Annotated in this window: 14 protein-coding genes; 4 read left to right on the forward strand and 10 right to left on the reverse strand. The window is 32.5% G+C overall.

Annotation, left to right across the window (positions count from 1 at the left end; genetic code table 11):
• Positions 1 to 137: 137 nt before the first annotated feature.
• A complete protein-coding gene (locus LY08_RS11230; protein ID WP_111660540.1) occupies positions 138 to 1,115 on the forward strand; it encodes a fasciclin domain-containing protein in 978 nt (325 codons plus the stop codon).
• 149 nt (positions 1,116 to 1,264) lie between these two features.
• Here the strand turns inward: LY08_RS11230 and LY08_RS11235 are convergent, their stop codons facing one another.
• The 3 genes from LY08_RS11235 to LY08_RS11245 all read right to left on the reverse strand — a co-directional run bounded on the left by LY08_RS11235 (position 1,265) and on the right by LY08_RS11245 (position 5,697).
• A complete protein-coding gene (locus tag LY08_RS11235) occupies positions 1,265 to 1,951 on the reverse strand; it encodes a toxin-antitoxin system YwqK family antitoxin (RefSeq protein WP_111660541.1) in 687 nt (228 codons plus the stop codon).
• A 137-nt stretch (positions 1,952 to 2,088) separates the two neighbouring features.
• On the reverse strand, positions 2,089 to 3,996 hold the full coding sequence (gene yidC / locus LY08_RS11240; protein WP_111660542.1) for a membrane protein insertase YidC: 1,908 nt from the start codon (positions 3,994 to 3,996) through the stop codon (positions 2,089 to 2,091).
• An 84-nt stretch (positions 3,997 to 4,080) separates the two neighbouring features.
• Positions 4,081 to 5,697, reverse strand: a complete 1,617-nt coding sequence (locus LY08_RS11245; protein ID WP_111660543.1) for a CTP synthase — start codon at positions 5,695 to 5,697, stop codon at positions 4,081 to 4,083.
• 260 nt (positions 5,698 to 5,957) lie between these two features.
• Between LY08_RS11245 and LY08_RS11250 the strand changes: the two genes are divergently transcribed.
• The gene (locus tag LY08_RS11250; protein WP_158526735.1) at positions 5,958 to 6,365 is read left to right on the forward strand and encodes a nuclear transport factor 2 family protein; all 408 of its coding nucleotides are present in this window, start codon (positions 5,958 to 5,960) and stop codon (positions 6,363 to 6,365) included.
• Between the two features lie 55 nt (positions 6,366 to 6,420).
• Here LY08_RS11250 and LY08_RS11255 read toward each other — a convergent pair whose 3' ends face one another.
• The 5 genes from LY08_RS11255 to bshC form a co-directional block, all read right to left on the reverse strand.
• Positions 6,421 to 6,654 carry a DUF3820 family protein gene (locus tag LY08_RS11255; protein ID WP_262510027.1) on the reverse strand — a complete coding sequence of 78 codons (234 nt, stop codon included), beginning with the start codon at positions 6,652 to 6,654 and terminating at the stop codon, positions 6,421 to 6,423.
• On the reverse strand, positions 6,654 to 7,196 hold the full coding sequence (locus tag LY08_RS11260; RefSeq protein WP_111660546.1) for a DUF922 domain-containing protein: 543 nt from the start codon (positions 7,194 to 7,196) through the stop codon (positions 6,654 to 6,656). The genes LY08_RS11255 and LY08_RS11260 overlap by 1 nt, the downstream gene beginning before the upstream one ends.
• Positions 7,197 to 7,234: 38 nt before the next feature.
• Positions 7,235 to 9,181, reverse strand: coding sequence for a LysM peptidoglycan-binding domain-containing protein (locus LY08_RS11265; RefSeq protein WP_111660547.1), 1,947 nt, complete (start codon positions 9,179 to 9,181; stop codon positions 7,235 to 7,237).
• 109 nt (positions 9,182 to 9,290) lie between these two features.
• A complete protein-coding gene (gene guaA / locus LY08_RS11270; protein ID WP_111660548.1) occupies positions 9,291 to 10,826 on the reverse strand; it encodes a glutamine-hydrolyzing GMP synthase in 1,536 nt (511 codons plus the stop codon).
• 90 nt (positions 10,827 to 10,916) lie between these two features.
• A complete protein-coding gene (bshC, locus tag LY08_RS11275; protein WP_111660549.1) occupies positions 10,917 to 12,518 on the reverse strand; it encodes a bacillithiol biosynthesis cysteine-adding enzyme BshC in 1,602 nt (533 codons plus the stop codon).
• Positions 12,519 to 12,650: 132 nt separating this feature from the next.
• On the opposite strand from bshC, the gene LY08_RS11280 reads away from it, so the two are divergent.
• The gene (locus tag LY08_RS11280) at positions 12,651 to 13,907 is read left to right on the forward strand and encodes a carboxypeptidase-like regulatory domain-containing protein (protein WP_111660550.1); all 1,257 of its coding nucleotides are present in this window, start codon (positions 12,651 to 12,653) and stop codon (positions 13,905 to 13,907) included.
• Positions 13,908 to 13,909: 2 nt separating this feature from the next.
• Here the strand turns inward: LY08_RS11280 and LY08_RS11285 are convergent, their stop codons facing one another.
• Positions 13,910 to 14,566 carry a YiiX/YebB-like N1pC/P60 family cysteine hydrolase gene (locus tag LY08_RS11285; protein WP_111660551.1) on the reverse strand — a complete coding sequence of 219 codons (657 nt, stop codon included), beginning with the start codon at positions 14,564 to 14,566 and terminating at the stop codon, positions 13,910 to 13,912.
• Positions 14,567 to 15,061: a DUF4878 domain-containing protein gene (locus LY08_RS11290; protein ID WP_111660552.1), complete on the reverse strand. Its 495-nt coding sequence runs from the start codon at positions 15,059 to 15,061 to the stop codon at positions 14,567 to 14,569. It lies immediately after the preceding gene.
• A gap of 190 nt (positions 15,062 to 15,251) precedes the next feature.
• Between LY08_RS11290 and LY08_RS11295 the strand changes: the two genes are divergently transcribed.
• On the forward strand, positions 15,252 to 15,887 hold the full coding sequence (locus LY08_RS11295) for a transglutaminase-like domain-containing protein (protein ID WP_111660553.1): 636 nt from the start codon (positions 15,252 to 15,254) through the stop codon (positions 15,885 to 15,887).
• Positions 15,888 to 15,899 lie beyond the last annotated feature (12 nt).

Below are 15,899 nucleotides of genomic sequence, written 5' to 3' on the forward strand. Positions count from 1 at the left end.
AAAACATAATTATAGGCAATTGAAAACAGAACTTAATGTGTTAACAAACAGTTAATTAAAAAAAATTAACAATTCCTTATAATACTTTGTTTAATCTTTCAATAAATTTGTTAAACAAACTTATAAAAAGTATTATTATGAAAACAATCCAAAAATTATCACTTTTATTTTTAGCGACCTTTGTATTATGGTCTTGTAGCGACGATGACGACGCGACACAACAACCAATGCCACAACAATTAAATATTGTAGCTACTGCTCAAGCTACACCTAGTTTAAGTATTCTAGTAGAAGCTGTTGTACAAGCAGGACTTGTAGACGCATTATCTGCTGACGGAAGCAGAACTGTTTTAGCACCAACTAATGATGCCTTCACTGCATTTTTAGCAGCTAAAGGATTTGCATCTTTATCTGATGTACCAAACGATGTATTGACACAAATTTTACTAAATCATGTTATAGATGGAGCAAACATTTTATCAACAGATTTAGCTGGATCTGCAGGATATACTACCACTTTAGCTTCTGGACCAAACAACACAAACTTAAGTCTATACTGGGATGGTACGTCTGGCGTAACTTTTAATGGGTACGCTGATGTTGATATTGCTGATATTTCAACTTCTAATGGTATTGTACACGTTGTTGATGCTGTAATTGATTTGCCAACCTTAGCAACATTTGCAACCACAAATCCTGCTCTAGAAGATTTAGTTACTGCTTTAGGATCTGCTGACTCTCAAACGCCATCACCAATGTTTGTGTCAACTTTAGCTGATGCTCAATCAGGACCACTAACAGTATTTACTCCAACAAACGATGCATTTGATGCATTATTATTGGAATTAGATCCAAGCGGTATGACAGAACTAGGAGATATTGATCCTGCAACAGTAGAAGCAGTATTAAATATACATATTGTATCTGGAAATGTACAATCTAGTGGATTAATGACAGGACCAGTTACTACTTTAGGTGGTACAATAGATGTAGATACAAGTAACTTTACTATAACAGATCCTTTAAATAGAGTTATTAATATCGTAACGTCTTTAGTCGATATTCAAGCTGTTAATGGAGTAGTACATGTGGTAGATAGAGTTATCAGACCATAAGAAGAATTTATATTAGTTAGTTTTTTAATCATGATTTAGATTAATGTTAAACAATTGCTTTCCCTTTGATTAATAGACACATTAATCTAGATTAACAAAAAGCGCCTTGATTTCTCAAGGCGTTTTTTAATATGTGCTATTTTAGTTATTTACTGTCTTTTTTTATCTAAATCTTTCTCTTCTACCAACACACCATCCTTATACCTTTTCCACACACAGCATTTTACATCATCTCTATACTGTCCTTCTGTAGCTATAAGTCCTTCTTTATTGTATGTTTTATAGGCACCATGAAATTTATCTGCTTTGTAAGTAATTATTTTAATAAGGTTTCCATTTTCTGTGTACCAAGTAGATTCTCCATCTAACAAACCATTTTTATAGTAAGCTTTTTCTGCTACCTGACCGCTTAAATAATAAACTTTTCGTTCGCCTTCTAATTTGCCTTTATCGTTATAATACTCCTCCGTCATGACTTGATCAGCATTTTTATGATAAATCACCCATTTACCAATATAATCCCTTCCTAGCATCTTACCTTCGCTAATTTTTTTTCCGGTACTAGCTAAAAAAGTGACATAGGCTTCATTAGTATCTTTATTAAAAACTTTAGTTGCAGTTAGCACAGCTTTACCATCAATATTTTTATAAAATTTGAAAGTACCTATTTCTTTTCCATGATCAAATTCGCCTTCATACCTTACCACTTTGGTGTTTTCAAAATTCTTTTTCCATTTACCATGACGTTGTCCATTAGCGTCAAACTGGTTAATATCCTGTGCCAATAACCCACTAGTGACAAATATAAATAGTAGCGCTAGGTGTATTTTTTTCATTATAAAATAGTATTATATCGCTTTCGCGGAAATCCTGCCTGATGGCTTAACGTTATTTAATTGTATTTGTTATAACAAAAAAGCTGCCAAACTAAAATTAAAGTAGACAGCTTCATTTAACTATAAATTAAAAGAGTTTATTTTCTTTTATTTTTTTGTTGCATTTGTTTTTGCTTTTCTGCTTGTTCCATCATCTCTTTCATTCGTTTTTGGAACTTATTTTCTTTTTTAGGCTTCGCTTTTTGTACTTGAATATTAGCATGAATCTTCTCTTCATCTAAAATAAAGTTTTTGATTACTAATAAAATTCCGATACTAATTAAGTTAGAAATAAAGTAATATAAACTTAAACCTGAAGCATATTGGTTAAAGAAAATAAGCATCATGATTGGTGCAAAATAAATCATGTACTTCATCATTTTAGCCATATCTGGCATTCCTTCTTGTTTAGGAGCCGACATCTGGTTTTGACCAGTGGTTAACTTCATATAAAAGAAAATAGCTATTGCTGCAAGTATTGGAAACAAACTTACGTGATCACCATATAACGGAATGTTAAACGGTAATTCTGCAACCACATCGTATGACGATAAATCATCTGCCCATAAAAACTTTTTCTGTCTTAAAGCAAAAGCAGTAGGGAAAAACATAAATAAGGCGTAAAACACTGGCATCTGGATTAAAGCTGGTAAACATCCTGCTAAAGGACTTGCTCCTGCTTTATTTTGCAACGCCATAGTTTCTTGTTGTGCTTTTAATTTATTGTCTTTATACTTTTCTCTAATTGCATCCAATTCTGGCTTTAAAACTTTTAGCTTCATTTGCGACAAATACTGCTTGTATTGCACAAAACTCATTGCTAATTTTATTAAAACAGTCATTACAATAATGGCAATACCGTAAGGTAAAAACGAGCTTAATCCATTAAACAAAGGAATAAATAAAAACTTGTTTATCCAGCCGAAAATTCCCCATCCAAATGGGATACTTTCTACTAAATTATTGTCGTATTGTTTTAAAATTTCGCTATCTGTTGGTCCATAATACAACTTTAAGTTATTGTTGATTTTGGCACCATTTAACGCCAACGCTGTTTTGGTTGAAAACTGCTTAGTAAAAATGGAGTCTTTAGCTTCATCTTCTACCAAGTTTTTAGACGTGATGGCAACTTCTTTAAAAGGCTTATCTGTAACTAAAATTGAACTAAAAAAGTGTTGTCTGTAGGACAGCCAATCTACATTCTCTTCTATCTCGTCATCGTCACCCATTTGAGAGAGTTTATCTACATCTCCACCATCCATTTGGTAAGTTAAACGCGTATATCTATTCTCGTAACTGATGCTTTGATCGTGTCTGTAAGCTTTTTGTGTCCAATCTAAATGAATAGGATTAGACGTATTAATTGCACTTTCTAAACCTTGAGATTGGATAGTAAAATCTATCATATACTCATTAGGTTTAATTATGTATTTGTATTCTAAATATTTATCTTCTGCAGTCTTAAGTTTCATTGATACTATGGTATAGTCTCCACTTTTAGTAACTGTTGGCTGAAAGTATAAATCTTTAGTATTTAACGTACGATTATCTGTAGTTTGAAAGTTGATGTTAAAAACCGCATTTCCATTTTTTACCAGATGAATTGGAATAGAATCAAAATCGACAAATTGCTTTAATTTAACCTCTGATAAATGACCACCTTTGGTATGAAATTTTAGTTTTAACACTTCATTTTCAACAGTTACCTCATCTTCAGAAAACGTTGATGAAGCAGCAGAATAAGCAAAATCACCAATTTTAGATTGTAGCTCAGCCACTGCATTTGAATCTTTTGGCTTAGAATAATCTAAAGCTGTAGTGACTTTAGTTTCAGGTAATTTTTCGGCTTCCGCTTTTTTTTGAGCTTCAATTTGTGCTTGCTTTTCTGCTTCTTGAGCTTTTAATTCTTCAGGAGTTGGCTTATTTTGCCACATCATAAATAATAAAATACCAAAGATTAAAACAAATCCTATTATCGAGTTTGTGTCTAGCTTTTTTTCTTCCATATTATTTGGTTCCTCTTACTTTTTTAAAGGAATAATTAATTAGTCAAATATACGACCACTTTTAAATTGGTGTCAAATTGACACTTATTTTTTATTACTGTGTTTTAAACTTGCCTTTACAAAAGCCACAAATAAAGGGTGTGGATTGGCAACTGTACTTTTATATTCTGGATGATATTGTACACCAACAAACCAAGGATGTGCTGGATTTTCAATAATTTCTACAAGTTTGGTTTCTGGATTATAACCTGTTGCTTTTAAGCCTGCAGCTTCAATCTGGTCTTTATAGTTACTGTTAAACTCGTATCTGTGTCTATGACGCTCTTTTATATCTTGTGATTGATACACTTTATAGGCAATAGAGTCTTTTTCTATGTGACAATCCCAAGCTCCTAAACGCATGGTTCCACCCATTTCTGTAATAGATTTTTGATCCTCCATAATATCTATTACTGGATGTTTGGTTTTTGGGTTCATCTCTGTAGAATTTGCATCTTCAAGACCTAATACGTTACGACAAAACTCAATAACAGCCATTTGCATTCCTAAACAAATCCCTAAAAAAGGAATGTTATTTTCACGTACAAATCTAATAGCATCTATTTTTCCCTCAATACCACGTTCTCCAAAGCCTGGTGCTACTAACACTCCGTCTAAATGGGATAATTTCATTTTGATATTATCTTCATTTAAATATTCTGAATGGACAGACTCTACATTAACTTTAACTTCATTTTCTGCTCCAGCATGAATAAATGATTCTAATATAGATTTATAAGAATCTTGCAACTCGACATACTTACCAATTAATCCTATAGTGATTTCTGATTTTGGATTTTTATGACGTTTTAAAAACTGATTCCAACGTGTTAAATCTGGCACATCACTGTGTAATGCTAGCTTTTTTAACACCACTTTATCCAATTGTTCTTCTAACATTAAATTTGGCACATCATAAATGGTTGAGGCATCAATAGACTGGATGATCGCTTCCTCGCGCACATTACAAAATAGTGCTAGCTTACGCTTTAAATCGCTTGGTAGTTCGTGCTCTGTACGACACACTAAAATATCTGCTTGTACACCACTTTCCATTAAAGTTTTAACGCTATGTTGGGTTGGTTTTGTTTTTAATTCTCCTGCAGCAGTGAGGTAAGGAATTAAAGTTAAATGTATGACTAATGCATTATTATCTCCTAAATCCCATTTTAATTGTCTTACTGCTTCAATGTATGGTAACGACTCGATATCACCTACAGTTCCACCAATTTCTGTGATAACTATATCATAGTCTCCAGAATTACCAAGAATTTGAATTCTGTTTTTTATTTCGTCTGTAATGTGTGGAATTACCTGAACGGTTTTACCTAAAAACTCGCCTTTACGCTCACGATTAATCACGCTTTGGTAGATACGTCCAGTGGTTACATTGTTAGCTTGACTGGTTGGTACATTTAAAAAACGCTCGTAATGCCCTAAGTCTAAGTCGGTTTCTGCACCATCGTCAGTGACATAACATTCGCCATGCTCATACGGATTTAAGGTTCCTGGATCTACGTTAATGTAAGGGTCTAATTTTTGGATAGTGGTCCTGTAACCTTGTGCTTGAAGTAGCTTAGCCAAAGAGGCTGCAATGATTCCTTTTCCTAGTGACGAGGTTACGCCTCCTGTTACAAATATGTACTTAGTTTCTGGTGTCATGTTGCGTTGTTAAACGCTTGCAAATTTATGATTTTTAGTTGAAATCAAGGCTTGTTTAAAGGTTTATTTTTGGTTATCTGTTGTGTCTATATAAACGACTAATAACCTTGATAATATCGTTTTTTTCATATAAATTAGCTTGAATTCAAATATAGTTTGAGTGTTCTTAACTTGTTTTAATATTAATTCTTATGTTTTTTAACAAACTTTGCAATCCGAGAAAAATTATAGTCATTAGATTTTTTATACTTACTCTAACTATGGTTTTTTTATCCGGTTGTACTGAAGAAAATTGTTTGAACATTGAGCATATTAAAGAGTTAGATGCTTCATGGGAAAAAGCTCAGTTAGAATTAGATTTAGATTTTATTGACTCTTTATTGGCAGATCAATTTATTTGGATCCATAATCATGCTAATACCATTGATAATAAAGAAGTTGTGTTAGAAAGGATTAAAAGATATATTGATACTAACAATACAGAAACAAAATCCCGAAATTCTAAAGATGTTAAAGTTGTTATTTATGAAAAAACAGCTATTGTAAGTGGTTATACCATTATAGATCGAGGTCCTAGTCCAACGACCTATCATTTTTTAAGAACTTATGCTGAAATCAATGGATCATGTTATCTTATAGCTAGTCAAACTATGGCTATTCCTAATTAATAATAGTTATAAAGCTTTATTATGATAATTATTTGAGACACTTGATAAGTATCCCTTATTTAGGGTATTGCTTTTTAATGGTCCTAATTAATTCTTCCAAACCATTAACTTTAAGCGTGTATACGGTCTCTAGCATATCACCTAATTTTCCTTTTGGGAAGCCTTTATTGTGATACCACACCACATAATACTCTGGTAAGTCTATTAAAAATCGGTCTTTGTATTTTCCGTAAGGCATTTTGGTGTGCGCCAATTGGACTAAAAAGTCCCTATCAGGTTGTAGTTGCACTATCCTCTGGATTTAAATTTTTCTGTCGCTTTTAGTCTAAAAGCGATACTATCTTTCCATTTTTGTTGACCTACTTCATCTATTGAAAAATTACTTTCTGCATCATAAGTCTGTTGCATATTAGCTAGATCGTCTTCTATAGTTTTATGTAATTCTTGAAGAGTTTGCGCTAAGTTGTCATGCGGTTTTAATTTAGCTATACGTTGTCTAAATAGTCTAGCATGCAACTCGGTTATATCAAAATGCAATTGCTCGTGTCCTAATACATGAGCATCCACTTGATCCGCTTTACACCACGAGTGTTCTGGATAAAAGAAAGCTTTAACTAATGTTTTAAAGCCTACTACTTTTTTATTGCTTTGTTTAATGGAATAGCTAAAAGTAATACCAGAAGCAGTTACTGCTACTGCATCTGTATCTAGATTGGGTTGCCCTTTAAAATCGTTCCAGGTTAGTCTGTAATGTTCGCTCCATGACAATTCTTCCATTGCATCACTTTGCAACAAAAAACATCCAGCGAATATGACTATATACTTTAGCATAATTAAAAGCTCCTAAAACAACGTTAAGATACTGATTTTTATTGTTTTACTTCAACAATTTTTAAATCTTGATACTTGACTAAGTACACAGTATCGTTATAATAACCTCCAAATAATTTCTTTTTGTAGGCAAATTTATTTTCTACATAACTGGTTAGAGGCGACTCGATAACTGATAGGTATAAGTCTTCTGAGGTCACTAAACGCAACACTACATCCATAGTTAAATCAAATCCTCTTACAGCATAAGGATTTGGAGACTCTTTATATAAATCCATGTAGCGCTTATTAAAGCTATTGCTTTCGTCCTCGCTAAACGATTTATTTATTGACGCATAGGTAAAACTTAAATTAGATAAATGGGTGTTTCTAACCTCATCATCTTCAAAAGCTCTGGTTTTGTCTGTTGTTGCTAAAACAACTGAAGTTATTGCATTAATTTTTGAATTTAATATGCTAGACACATTAGACACAAATCCAGCGTTAGCAGTCTCTAAAAACACAACGTTTTTACCTGGTTTTAACACATTAACTATGTCTTGGTCTAAAATATAGTAAGCGTCCTCTCCTGTTTTGCTTACTTTTCTTGACATGACCAAAGAGGCTCTAGGAAAAGTTTTTTTAAGTAGATCTGCAGTTGCTTTATTTTTCATGTCTGAGACAATTATAAAGTGTGACGTGCTATCTGCTTTAAAATAATTGATAATTTTTTCTTGTAATAGTTTTTCTGCTGGTCTAGATTGAAACACGTTGTCGCCTAAATTTACTGTTTTAGTAATTGGAGATACTAACGGAATATTTTTACTTTTTAAAGCAGCTGCAGCTGTATTAAATAGTTTTGGCATCACAGGTCCAATAACCACATCTACATCATCAAAAGAATTAGAACGTAATAAAGACGCTACTCTACTTTCTCTGTTTTCTGTATCGTACACATCCACTTTTAAATTGATACCCAAAGAAGCTAAGCTGTCTAATGCAATTTTAACCCCTGAATAAAAATCTAACGAAGTACTGATATAAGGGTCACTTTTAATCAATTTTTTTGTGTCGTATATTGAGTCTGAGTCAATTTTATTCAACTTAAAAGGCAACATAATAGCAATATGCTTAGTGCTTCTATCTGTTATTCTGTTAGATAAATCTGAAGATACTAGTGTATCTCCAGTAACCAAACCGCCTTCTACGTTTTGATTTTGACCAGTTAATGTAGCATTAAACGGGATTTTTAACACCATACCTTCTTTTAAACCAGTAGTTTCTAACCCAGGATTTAATTGCTCTAATTGCTCTTGGGTTAATCCTGTTTTAAGTTTTAATCTGTAAAACCCTTCTGCTGGTAAAACGGTGTAATAACTGTATTGCTCGTCTATTTGTTTAACGTCTTCCTTCTCTAAATTTGGTACATTAATTACGTCACCTGGTTGTAGGACTTCTGCCATATTTGGATTTAAATCTTCAAGATCCTGAACTGTTATTCCATATTGATATGCGATACGCCATTTACCTTCTTTTGGTTTTACTGTATAGGTTTTAGTTGTTGGTTTTGCAGCAACTACCTCTTTGGTTATGGTGTATTGCGGAATTTTTATTTTATCGCCTTTACGTAAGTTATTGGCATACAATTCTGGATTGTGTTTTTTAATATCTTCTTGAGACACATTGTACTTTTTGGATAAGCTATACAAGGTCTCTTTACGTTTTACTTTATGAGTTTTAAAACCGTCTAAAGTTTTTACTTCGTTAACTGTTGGTGTAGCAGCAACTGTTGTTGCTTTTGGGATAATAAGTACAGAGTTAGGTGTAATCTCTTTTCTGGCATCTGGATTTAATGCATATATCTGAGATTTTGAAACGTTGTATTTAGCAGCAATTTGCTCTATAGTCTCGCCAACTTTAACTTTGTGAGTTTTATAGTCTTGCGCTTTTGCGGAAGCACAACCCAATAAAACTATTACACTAAGGATGTATATTATTTTTTTCATATGTTATTTATACGTTCTAAAGTTGCGTTAGGGATTGAACGGTTTGTTTGAGCTCCTCGCAGAGAGCGAGTAGTGAAAGCCCGACCCTTGTGGTAACGCCCTTATTATTTTACTCCCACTCTATGGTTGCTGGTGGTTTACTACTAATGTCGTACACTACTCTATTAACGCCTTTTACTTTGTTTATTATATCGTTACTTGTTTTTTGTAAAAACTCATAGGGTAAATTTACCCAATCTGCTGTCATACCATCGGTGCTTTCTACTGCTCTTAATGCTACACATTTTTCGTACGTACGCTCATCTCCCATAACGCCTACGCTATTTACTGGTAGTAAAATGGCGCCTGCTTGCCATACCTTGTCGTACAATCCTGCGTCACGTAAACCGTTTATAAACACAGCATCTACTTCTTGAAGGATGCGTACTTTTTCTGCTGTGATGTCTCCTAATATCCTGATGGCTAAACCAGGACCTGGAAATGGATGACGACCTAAAAGGGTTTTATCCATGTCCATAGAAGCACCTACACGTCTAACTTCGTCTTTAAACAACGCCTTTAAAGGCTCTACTATTTTAAGTTTCATAAAGTCTGGTAATCCACCTACATTATGATGACTTTTTATTGTTGCACTTGGTCCTCCTGTTGCGCTTACGCTTTCTATTACATCTGGGTAAATGGTACCTTGTGCTAACCATTTTACATCCTCAATTCTATGCGCCTCGTCATCAAACACCTCTATAAACACACGACCTATTGCTTTACGTTTGTCTTCTGGATCGCTCTTTCCTGCTAGTGCATCCAAAAAGCGTGCCGAAGCATCTACACCCTTAACGTTTAAGCCCATACCTTTGTATTGCTCAAGGACGTCTGTAAATTCGTTTTTACGTAATAATCCGTTGTTTACGAATATGCAATATAAGTTTTTTCCGATGGCTTTATGCAATAACATGGCAGCTACAGAACTGTCTACACCACCTGATAATCCAAGGACTACTTTATCGTTGCCTAATTTTTCTTTTAAATCGTCAACCGTTTCTTGTACAAATGCATTTGGTGTCCAATCTGGATTAACATTTGCAATTTTGACTAAGAAATTTTCTAGCAATTGTTTACCATCTGTACTGTGATACACTTCAGGATGAAACTGGATAGCATACGTGGTTTCGCCTTCTATTTTATAGGCTGCATTTTGCACATCGTGCGTGCTTGCTAATAAGACTCCGTTTTTTGGTAAAATTTTAATGGTATCGCTATGACTCATCCAAACTTGACTTCCTTCATGGATGCCTTCTAAAAAGGTGTCGCTGTCTTCTACAAAACTTAGTTTTGCACGACCGTATTCTCTTGTATTTGATTCTGCGACTTCACCTCCAGAAAAATGGGCTAAATATTGAGCACCATAACATACTGCTAGCATAGGCTTTTTACCTCTAATTTCTGATAAATCAGGATGAAAAGCATCTTTTGACCTAACCGACATTGGGCTACCAGACAATATAACTGCCTTGTATTGGTCTAAATCTTTTGGTGGTTTATTAAATGGATGAATCTCTGAATAGATGTTAAGCTCTCTAACTCTACGCGCAATAAGTTGAGTGTATTGCGATCCGAAATCTAAAATAAGTACTTTGTCGTGTTGCATGCGCAAAAATAGTATATAGAATTTAGATTTACGAATTACTATTTGCGATTTTTTTTAATTCTTTTTAACAACTAAATTGACAGAATTAAATTAAATAGTAATTATTGTAAACTCGCCTCTAAGTGGCTCTAAATGTTTAATTAATTCTGGTATTAATTGTTGACCAAACTCTAAATATAATTCAGAAAAATTAGTATTTCTTTCTTGCAAACTTCCATACGGAAATAACTGATTTTGCAAGTCTGTCATACGTTCTACCTGATCTTTAAGCTTACGCTTTTGAGCAGTTAATAAGCGTTTTTCTAAATGTTGTAATCCGTTAATTTGTTTTTTTTCTTGAGCTGCTACTGCACCAATAAACGATTTATCAGTCTGCTCTGCTAAGGCATACAAATCTTTAAATTGCTTTTTTAAATGATTGATTTGCTCTGAAAAATCAATATCTATATTAGATATTTGACGCACTTTTTTATTAATAAACGCATCACGTTTTAAAAAGATGTCTTTGTTAGTAATGTTTAGTTTTTTAAGTTTTTTAGCTTGTTGTTCTGTTTGAATCAACACAGAATTACGTAAAAGTAAAATTGGAAAAGGAACTTGATTAGCTTCAAAATTAGATTTTAATTGAAACCAATACGCTAGCTCGCCTCCTCCACCAATATAACATAGATTTGGTAAAATAACCTCTTGGTAAAGTGGACGTAAGATTACATTAGGACTAAATCGTTCTGGGAACTGATTAATTTCTTTTAGTATTTCAGCTTTGCTCCAGCTAACTTTAGTATTAAGTACTTTATACCTTTCATCCTCAAAAACAATACGTTCACGAAGGTTTTTTGAGATATAAAATAAGTTTATTTCTCTTGGATTAACCTGTATTTTATAATCGCTGGACAAATGACTAATGTGTTGATTAGTATCTTGAACAGCCTTAAAAGACACTTGCTCTAAGACTTCTTTTTCTAAATACGGAACAAATAATTCTTTTAACGCTTTATGGTTAGGATCTAAGACTACTAAACCATAGTCTTTAAACAACTCATTGGCTAAATATTGTGTCGCTTCTGCTAGAGTTTGGTGTTTTAAGTAGGCGTTTTCAAACAACTCCTTTAATTGGTTTGCATGTTTACCAACACCAAGTTCTTTTGAAACTATTTCAAAAACGTCTTTTAAGCTTTCTGTTTCAATATCACCAACAATCCCACTAACTTGTTTGTTCCACTGTATTTTTTTTCCTCTGAAATTAAAATAATTGATTTCTTCAAAATCATGATCCTCTGAAGCCATCCAATATACAGGTACAAAATTATAGTTTGGATAAGTGTCTTGTAATTGTTTGGTCAGATTAATTGTAGATACTATTTTATGTAAAAAGTATAATGGACCAGTAAACAAGTTAAGCTGGTGTCCTGTAGTTACTGTAAAGGTTGTGTCTTTACCTATCAAATTAATGTTAGACAACGTTGCTTGAGAAGCCTCTAAGGACTTGTATTGCTCTTGTAAAACTTTGACTAAAACAGATCTATTTTTAGAAGAATAGTTGTTTTGCTTATCTTGTATTTGAGCCTTAAAATTTTCTAATACAGGAAACCTACCATAAAACGACTGTAGTTCAGTCTTTTGGTTAAGGTAGTCTATTATTATTTTAGAAAAGTATCCAGTATCTTTAAAAGGTATACAGTCTGTTGGCATAGTTACAATTAAATCTGATGTAAATATAAGGCAGTTTAGCCTATAGTTTGTCTTAAAATTAACATAAATCCTTACAACAATCTGACAATTTATGATTAAATTTATGTGTTAATCCCTTTATAAAATAAAGCTATGAAACGTTTATTTTTTACACAGAAAAACACATTTTTAACACTTTTATTTCTAATTTGTGGCGTATTTAGTTACGCACAAAATACACAAGAATTTAAAGGTAAAATATTAGACAAAGACACGTCTAAAGCTTTAGCGTTGGCAGATCTTACAGTAAATAACTCTAATATAAGTACCATAACCAATAACGAAGGTGAATTTATACTTAAAGTTCCCGAAGATTTATTAGATAATTCTGTTTCTATCTCCTACTTAGGTTATAAAAAATTAGATGTTCCATTATCAGAATTTAAAACTATAGATACAAAAATTTATCTAGAGCAAGCTGCAACAGTTCTTGCTGAAATTGATTTAGTGGTACCAAAAGACGCCAGAACTTTAGTTAGCAAAACCTTGTCTTTAAAAGGTGAAAACTATTTTTCTGAAAATGTATTTATGACAGGTTTTTACAGAGAAACCATTAAAAAAAGAAACAAAAACGCCTCTTTATCTGAAGCAGTTGTGACTATTAACAAGCAGTCTTACACGTCTAACCGAAACGATGGAATTACACTAATAAAAGCTAGAAAAAATACCGATTATTCTAGACTGGACACCATTGCATTAAAATTACAAGGTGGTCCATTTAGTAGCTTGTATACAGATGTGATTAAGTATCCAAAGTTTATTTTTACCGATGACAACATGGATGATTACAATTTTAGTTTTGATCGCTCCACACAGATAGACAATAGACTTGTTTATGTGGTTAATTTTAAACAAAACAATAACGTATTTAGTCCTATGTATTCTGGTAAATTATACATTGATGCCAACACTTATGCATTAACAAGTGCTGTGTATAGTTTAAATGTTGAAAACCGTGAAGAAGCCTCTAAACTGTTTGTTAGAAAAAAACCTAGACAGGCTAAAGTCTATCCAACAGAAGCCTCTTATCGTGTTAATTACAAAACTAAAAACGGTAAATGGTATTTTGGTTACAGTAATATTTTACTAACGTTTAAAGTCAATTGGAAAAACCGTTTGTTTAATAGTAAATATACCTTACAAAGTGAAATGGCTATTACCGATTGGAATATAGACGAAAACCTTTTGACCAATAAAGACACCAAACGTTTAAGACCTACTAGTATTTTACAAGATCAAGCCTCGGGATTTTCCGATCCAAATTTTTGGGGAGAATACAATATTATAGAACCAGAAAAATCTATAGAAAGCGCTATTAAAAAGATTAGTAAAAATTTGAAGAAGGTATAACACTAGTCTAAACTGGACTTACCTTTTTTTTGATGATTTATAATGACATCAAAATAATTAGTGTCATAAAAGGTTTTAAGCGAGTTGTACTTATACTCGTCACTTAGCGTATCCGAAACCTTTAAGATATTGAGATTATGCTCATATATACGCCAAATAAGCTCAGAGCAGTAATGCTCTGTACTATCTTTATAATTAAAACTGTGGTCAAACGGTAGATTTTTTTGTTTGTAATACGCTATTTGACGCACTATTTTTTGTTGATTAATACTATCTATGTTTTTTAGTCTAGTGACTAAAATAGTCTGGTCGTGCGAGTTATGTACAAACGAATCTAACGCTTGTAAGCGTAACCCATCTTGATTAGACACACTACTAGATAAGGCATGTGCTACTTTTAACGTGTCGTTTTGATTTATGATAATACCTAGATGTGTCACGTCATAATCTTCGTCCATCATTTTTAAAATCATGGTACTGACTAAACCATAACCACGTCGAAGGATAATGTCTCCATTTTGAAGCTTAGCCTTTTCTTTAGAGGATAGTTTATACAAAAAAGACGATTCATAAGATCTGTTTGAATCGTCTTTTAAAAATTTATATCCTAAAAAAATGACACCTATAAATAGTAGTATTTTAATAGTTGTTTTTATCATTTACTCTACGTCATCCTCTTCATAATCATCCTCGTCTTCATAATCTTCATCATCATAATCAGTATCTGGATTACCTGTTTCTTTATCAAGATCATTCATACCTTCTTTATTCATAGACTCTTTGTTCATGTCTACCAACCATTCGCCATCTTTTTTAACTAGGCTAATTGGCATATCTTGATCCTTTTCATCTTCACTACTTGACATTTTTACTTTACAAACAGCTGTATCACCATCAATTTTAGTCTCTATGACTTCAAATTCCATTTCTGACTCTTTCATTTTGTCTGCAAATTGGTCTTTAGCACCAAAAGATTCTAGCATAGTTAACATAGATTTAGTGTCAGTTGTCGCATATTGTTTAGCAGTTTCAAAGTCGCCAGAATACATGCTCTCTAAAAAGTTAATGGTTGCAATTTCTGGTCCACCACCACCACAAGCAGTTAACACAAGGAAACAAGAGACTAGAAATGTTTTTAAAATTGATTTTTTCATTTTATGATTTGTTAAGTTTTTGTAAATATACTTTTTTAGGCTTAATACTCAAATTGTTTTTGTGGTTGGAAGTTTGTATTAATGAAAAATTGATCTAGACTTAGCAATTTGAATTTATTATTAATTTAAGCTAACTTCGAACAGTAATAGAGATAGTAAAAAGTGAATAATTAGAAACATAAATTAATTAATGACATATCTTAAACCAACATATTATTTTGACTTCGAAAATGATTCTATCCAAAACATAATTTCCGAATTTAAAACTGATCGTTTATCTGATAAAATGAAAGTTATAGGATTGTATACCAAAGTAAGAGATAATTGGAAATATGACCCTTACAACATAAGTTTTTTAGAAAGCAACTACAGATCAAGTTATATTGCTAAGAAGCAAACAGGCAATTGTGTCGAGAAATCTATAATTTTAATCGCTTGCCTAAGGGCTTTAAATTTTCCAGCAAGATTACATTTAGGAAAAGTTAAAAACCATTTAGCTGTTGAGAAATTAACAGAAAAATTTAGTTCAAATGAATTAACACCTCACGGAATGGTAAATGTCTATCTTAATAATAAATGGTTAAAAATGTCTCCAGTATTTAATAAGTCCTTATGCGAAAAATTTAATGTTGAACCACTAGATTTTGATGGCGAAAACAATTCCTTTTTACAACAATACAATACTAAAGGTACTCGGTTTATGGAATACATTGATGACTATGGGCATTTTGAAGATGTACCAATAGATTTTATGAAAACTAATTTAAAAGCACATTACCCTCATATTTTTGATACAAATGAAAGTATAACAGAATTTAAATTGTAAAAAATTACGCAA

This window comes from Olleya aquimaris (genome assembly GCF_003259525.1).
In the GTDB taxonomy this organism is placed as follows: Bacteria; Bacteroidota; Bacteroidia; order Flavobacteriales; family Flavobacteriaceae; genus Olleya; species Olleya aquimaris.

Coding starts and splice junctions, on each gene's coding strand:
- LY08_RS11245 (WP_111660543.1), bottom strand. CDS start 5,697: ATGACACCAGAAACTAAGTACATATTTGTAACAGGAGGCGTAACCTCG.
- LY08_RS11265 (WP_111660547.1), bottom strand. CDS start 9,181: ATGAAAAAAATAATATACATCCTTAGTGTAATAGTTTTATTGGGTTGT.
- LY08_RS11295 (WP_111660553.1), top strand. CDS start 15,252: ATGACATATCTTAAACCAACATATTATTTTGACTTCGAAAATGATTCT.
- LY08_RS11250 (WP_158526735.1), top strand. CDS start 5,958: ATGGTTTTTTTATCCGGTTGTACTGAAGAAAATTGTTTGAACATTGAG.
- LY08_RS11285 (WP_111660551.1), bottom strand. CDS start 14,566: ATGATAAAAACAACTATTAAAATACTACTATTTATAGGTGTCATTTTT.
- LY08_RS11260 (WP_111660546.1), bottom strand. CDS start 7,196: ATGCTAAAGTATATAGTCATATTCGCTGGATGTTTTTTGTTGCAAAGT.
- LY08_RS11280 (WP_111660550.1), top strand. CDS start 12,651: ATGAAACGTTTATTTTTTACACAGAAAAACACATTTTTAACACTTTTA.
- LY08_RS11235 (WP_111660541.1), bottom strand. CDS start 1,951: ATGAAAAAAATACACCTAGCGCTACTATTTATATTTGTCACTAGTGGG.
- guaA (WP_111660548.1), bottom strand. CDS start 10,826: ATGCAACACGACAAAGTACTTATTTTAGATTTCGGATCGCAATACACT.
- LY08_RS11230 (WP_111660540.1), top strand. CDS start 138: ATGAAAACAATCCAAAAATTATCACTTTTATTTTTAGCGACCTTTGTA.
- yidC (WP_111660542.1), bottom strand. CDS start 3,996: ATGGAAGAAAAAAAGCTAGACACAAACTCGATAATAGGATTTGTTTTA.
- LY08_RS11290 (WP_111660552.1), bottom strand. CDS start 15,061: ATGAAAAAATCAATTTTAAAAACATTTCTAGTCTCTTGTTTCCTTGTG.
- bshC (WP_111660549.1), bottom strand. CDS start 12,518: ATGCCAACAGACTGTATACCTTTTAAAGATACTGGATACTTTTCTAAA.